Consider the following 3,251-nt stretch of genomic DNA (forward strand, 5'->3'; position numbering starts at 1 on the left):
TAAAGAAATAAATTTAAGGAATCATTCATCCTTACACAAACTATTTTACAGTCTCATCGATCTTAATAGCTAAAAATAGATTTGGTTTTCAGAATATACTTATATTTATAGAAAGTGAAAATGAAGGAAACAACAATGAAAACTAACAGAAATTCAAAGATTAAGAAAAACAAGTCTAGCTTTTGGGATATTCTTCCTCAAATCAATAACAAAGAAAAAAGACAAGAAATTGAAGAATTAGGTTATAATACTTCCGAACAACGTGCTGTTGGTAAAGAAAGAATTACTGATAAAAAGTGCTGATAGTCTTCATAAGCAAAGACACATCAGCACTTTTTTACTTGGTTAAATTTTTATTATTCTACAAATCAGTAATATGGAAAATTTGGTTTTCCAAAGTTCTTAACTTATATTCTCCACCCTTAATGTACTTTTGGTGGTAAGCCACAGTTAAGTAAATATCATTTGCGGCATTAACATGGATACTTTCCATTTCACTGTAACGATCTGGTAAATCAATACCATCAACCATAGCTACTTGCCAGTTATCACTGTTTGTTTCACCCCATGGGAACTTAACAATCTTACGTGACCAAGTAGTTACTTCACCAGTTTCATGGTTAATCTTTGGTGACAATTGGTTAGAAATATAGATATTCTTGTCATCATCAATAGCATAGCCTTGAACTGAATCAATCATTTGTGGCATTTCTTCATCTGGAGCAACACTTGGATTATCGAAGTTGTAGATGTGGAAAGCACTCAAGCAATGTAAATCAATGATTGGCGTGTTCTTAGTGCCATTTTCATTCAACTTTTGGTTTACTTCATTTAAGTCAAACAAACCAAAGTGACCTGAACCATCATCCCAAATTGAAGCAATCATGAAGTACTTGCCATTTGGTGAAACTGAAGCTTCTACTCTGTGCAAGTGATCATGACCATCATAAGGAACGTCGGTTACGTGATTCAAGTGTGACAAACGTGGAAGTTGTGTATTTGAAGTATATCTTTCTGGTAAAAGTCTTGGGTACTTTACTCGTGCAATTTGAGTAGTCCAGTTGCCTGAATTTGGTTTAGCACCTACGAAATATTCATCCTTATCATTAGCTGGTACCCAGGTTTGCGTGTGGCCAAAGCCCATCATTACTAAGTGTGGATCAGTATAATCGATGTTCTTGGTTAAACCTTCATGTTTTCTATAAACCAACACATCATGTGCACTGTGAAGAAGTTGCAAGGCAAAAACATGATCACCATTTACTACACCAACTTGTGCTACAACATGGTGCATCCCATTCAAGCGATAAACCAAATGAGGTGTAATACTTTTAACCATTCTTATTTATCTTCTTTCTTTATATCTATTCATTTTCACTTATACACAAATTATATCCTATCATCAAAAAATAGATTGACTTTATGCCGATAACTTCCAATAATTAGAGTAAATTTTTCTTGGAGGGAAAATTATGAAAAGAAGAACAACACTTTTATTGTCGAGTGCAGTAACCATTGCGGCATTATTTAGCTTCAACTCAAAAGTTCAAGCTACGGCTGATCCTACGATCAAGGCAACAAATTACAACATGATCGTGAAGTTGGACACTCGCAAGAATCAATTAACAGAAAAAGTTACTATGCACGTTGTTAATAACGGCAATGAACCTGGTCAACTACCCTAGACTGAAGTCTAGGGCTTAGTGGCTGGTTAGCTTACGCTAACCAGAACACCAACTTGCTTAGATACGGACTTGACTTACCAGCAATAGTCTTTTGACTATTGCCGATAGAGGTCGTCTATTTACCAAAGCCTTTTAAGTCCGCGAGTTGCTAACGGACTGCAGCCTTTCTAGGCTGCTTTTTTTATTTTAGGATTCTGCCACTTGCCTAATCCTTTTTCTAGAATATTCACTGCCGCATTCCAATCGCGAATATGGGGCATTCGACAAATTGGACAAGTCCACTCCCGATCCTTAAGGGTTAATTTCTTATAACCATTTTGGCCCATAATACTGCCACAAGCATGACAGCGTTGAGTAGTATATTTAGGATCAATTGTTAGAAATTCTTTACCATATAGATCTGCCTTATAAGCCAGCATATTCAGGAAACTACGCCAGCCGACATCAGAAATTGATTGCGACAAGGCATAATTCTTTAACAGGTTTCTGTTTCTTAATTCCTCGGCAACTACTAAATCGTGGTTTTTGATTAGTGTAGTTGAGAGTACTTGTAAAAAGTTATTACGCTGTCTTCTGATCTTATCGTGCAGTTTAGCGACTATTAGACGCTGTTTTTGATAGTTTTTTGCTAGCCACAAATTGCGTCCTTCTTTTTTTGCCCGGCGCTGCCTGCGAGACAAGACACGTTGGGCATGGGCCAGCTTCTTTTTGGTTTTGCGATAAAATCGTGGATTAGCGACCATTGCTCCGTTAGATGCTGTTAGGAAGTTATCTAAATTGAGGTCAATGCCAATTTGACTTTGTGTTTTAGGTAATTCCTTAACAAAAGCAGTATCACTGCCTAACTGCATAGACAGGTAGAACTGGTCATCAGCGGTCTTTTTTATCGTGACTGTGCCAATTCTAGTTGGAATCTGCTTAAGCAAGCGCTCTTTAATCAGTTTTCTAAAACCAGCAATGCGGACAATTCCCAGCTTAGGCAATTTAATATGTTTAGCATCAATAAACCTAGCTGTCCCGTTATCAAGATAGGCTTCTGACTGCTTAGGATATTGACAGTTGGTCTGATATGACCAGTCGCTGCGTTTTTTGTGAAAAATCGGAATTCCATGACCAATCTTGCGATAATTGTTCCAAGCTTTCTGATAGTTTTGAATGGCGTTGGCAATAGCGAGGCTATCAATTTCTTTAACACGCAAAAAGCTATAAGTATCACGAATATTCCTTGGCTTATCCAATAGTTCGCTATTAGTGACTACTTCTTCTGCCAACCTAGTCTCATAATTATTAAGAATAGAAAAGGCAAAAGGCATTGCTTGATATTGTCTAACAGCTAAGTAGTGCTTAGCATTATAATTGCTTCGATTGTGTCCTACATAAGAGTTGTAAACAAAGCGCTGCGCATCATAGTTTAGCTTGATGATTTTCTTTTGCTTAGAACTAGGATAAAAGCGAAGCTTAACGCCAAAATGATAGGCTAAACTGCTCATTCTTTTCATGTATTTCACCTCCTCGTATTATATAAATTAAATCTGTGTTGATTGTCTTTTTAGTTTGTTTATTCGA

Annotated in this window: 4 protein-coding genes; 2 read left to right on the forward strand and 2 right to left on the reverse strand. The window is 36.7% G+C overall.

The window, feature by feature from the left end; all coding sequences use genetic code 11:
- Positions 1 to 135 precede the first annotated feature (135 nt).
- Entirely contained in the window at positions 136 to 303 is a 168-nt protein-coding gene (locus CP363_RS10855) for a hypothetical protein (RefSeq protein WP_180706846.1), read from the forward strand.
- 58 nt (positions 304 to 361) lie between these two features.
- Here CP363_RS10855 and CP363_RS10335 read toward each other — a convergent pair whose 3' ends face one another.
- Positions 362 to 1,339, reverse strand: coding sequence for a class III bacteriocin (locus tag CP363_RS10335; RefSeq protein ID WP_098036215.1), 978 nt, complete (start codon positions 1,337 to 1,339; stop codon positions 362 to 364).
- Between the two features lie 133 nt (positions 1,340 to 1,472).
- Between CP363_RS10335 and CP363_RS10340 the strand changes: the two genes are divergently transcribed.
- Positions 1,473 to 1,685 carry a hypothetical protein gene (locus tag CP363_RS10340; protein WP_232779459.1) on the forward strand — a complete coding sequence of 71 codons (213 nt, stop codon included), beginning with the start codon at positions 1,473 to 1,475 and terminating at the stop codon, positions 1,683 to 1,685.
- A 167-nt stretch (positions 1,686 to 1,852) separates the two neighbouring features.
- On the opposite strand, the gene CP363_RS10345 is transcribed toward CP363_RS10340, so the two are convergent.
- Positions 1,853 to 3,184 (reverse strand): RNA-guided endonuclease TnpB family protein, encoded by a 1,332-nt coding sequence (locus CP363_RS10345; protein ID WP_098036216.1) that lies wholly within the window; start codon positions 3,182 to 3,184, stop codon positions 1,853 to 1,855.
- Positions 3,185 to 3,251: the final 67 nt, after the last annotated feature.

The organism is Lactobacillus sp. UMNPBX12, from assembly GCF_002553955.1.
In the GTDB taxonomy this organism is placed as follows: Bacteria; Bacillota; Bacilli; order Lactobacillales; family Lactobacillaceae; genus Lactobacillus; species Lactobacillus crispatus.

Coding starts and splice junctions, on each gene's coding strand:
- CP363_RS10335 (WP_098036215.1), bottom strand. CDS start 1,339: ATGGTTAAAAGTATTACACCTCATTTGGTTTATCGCTTGAATGGGATG.
- CP363_RS10855 (WP_180706846.1), top strand. CDS start 136: ATGAAAACTAACAGAAATTCAAAGATTAAGAAAAACAAGTCTAGCTTT.
- CP363_RS10345 (WP_098036216.1), bottom strand. CDS start 3,184: ATGAAAAGAATGAGCAGTTTAGCCTATCATTTTGGCGTTAAGCTTCGC.
- CP363_RS10340 (WP_232779459.1), top strand. CDS start 1,473: ATGAAAAGAAGAACAACACTTTTATTGTCGAGTGCAGTAACCATTGCG.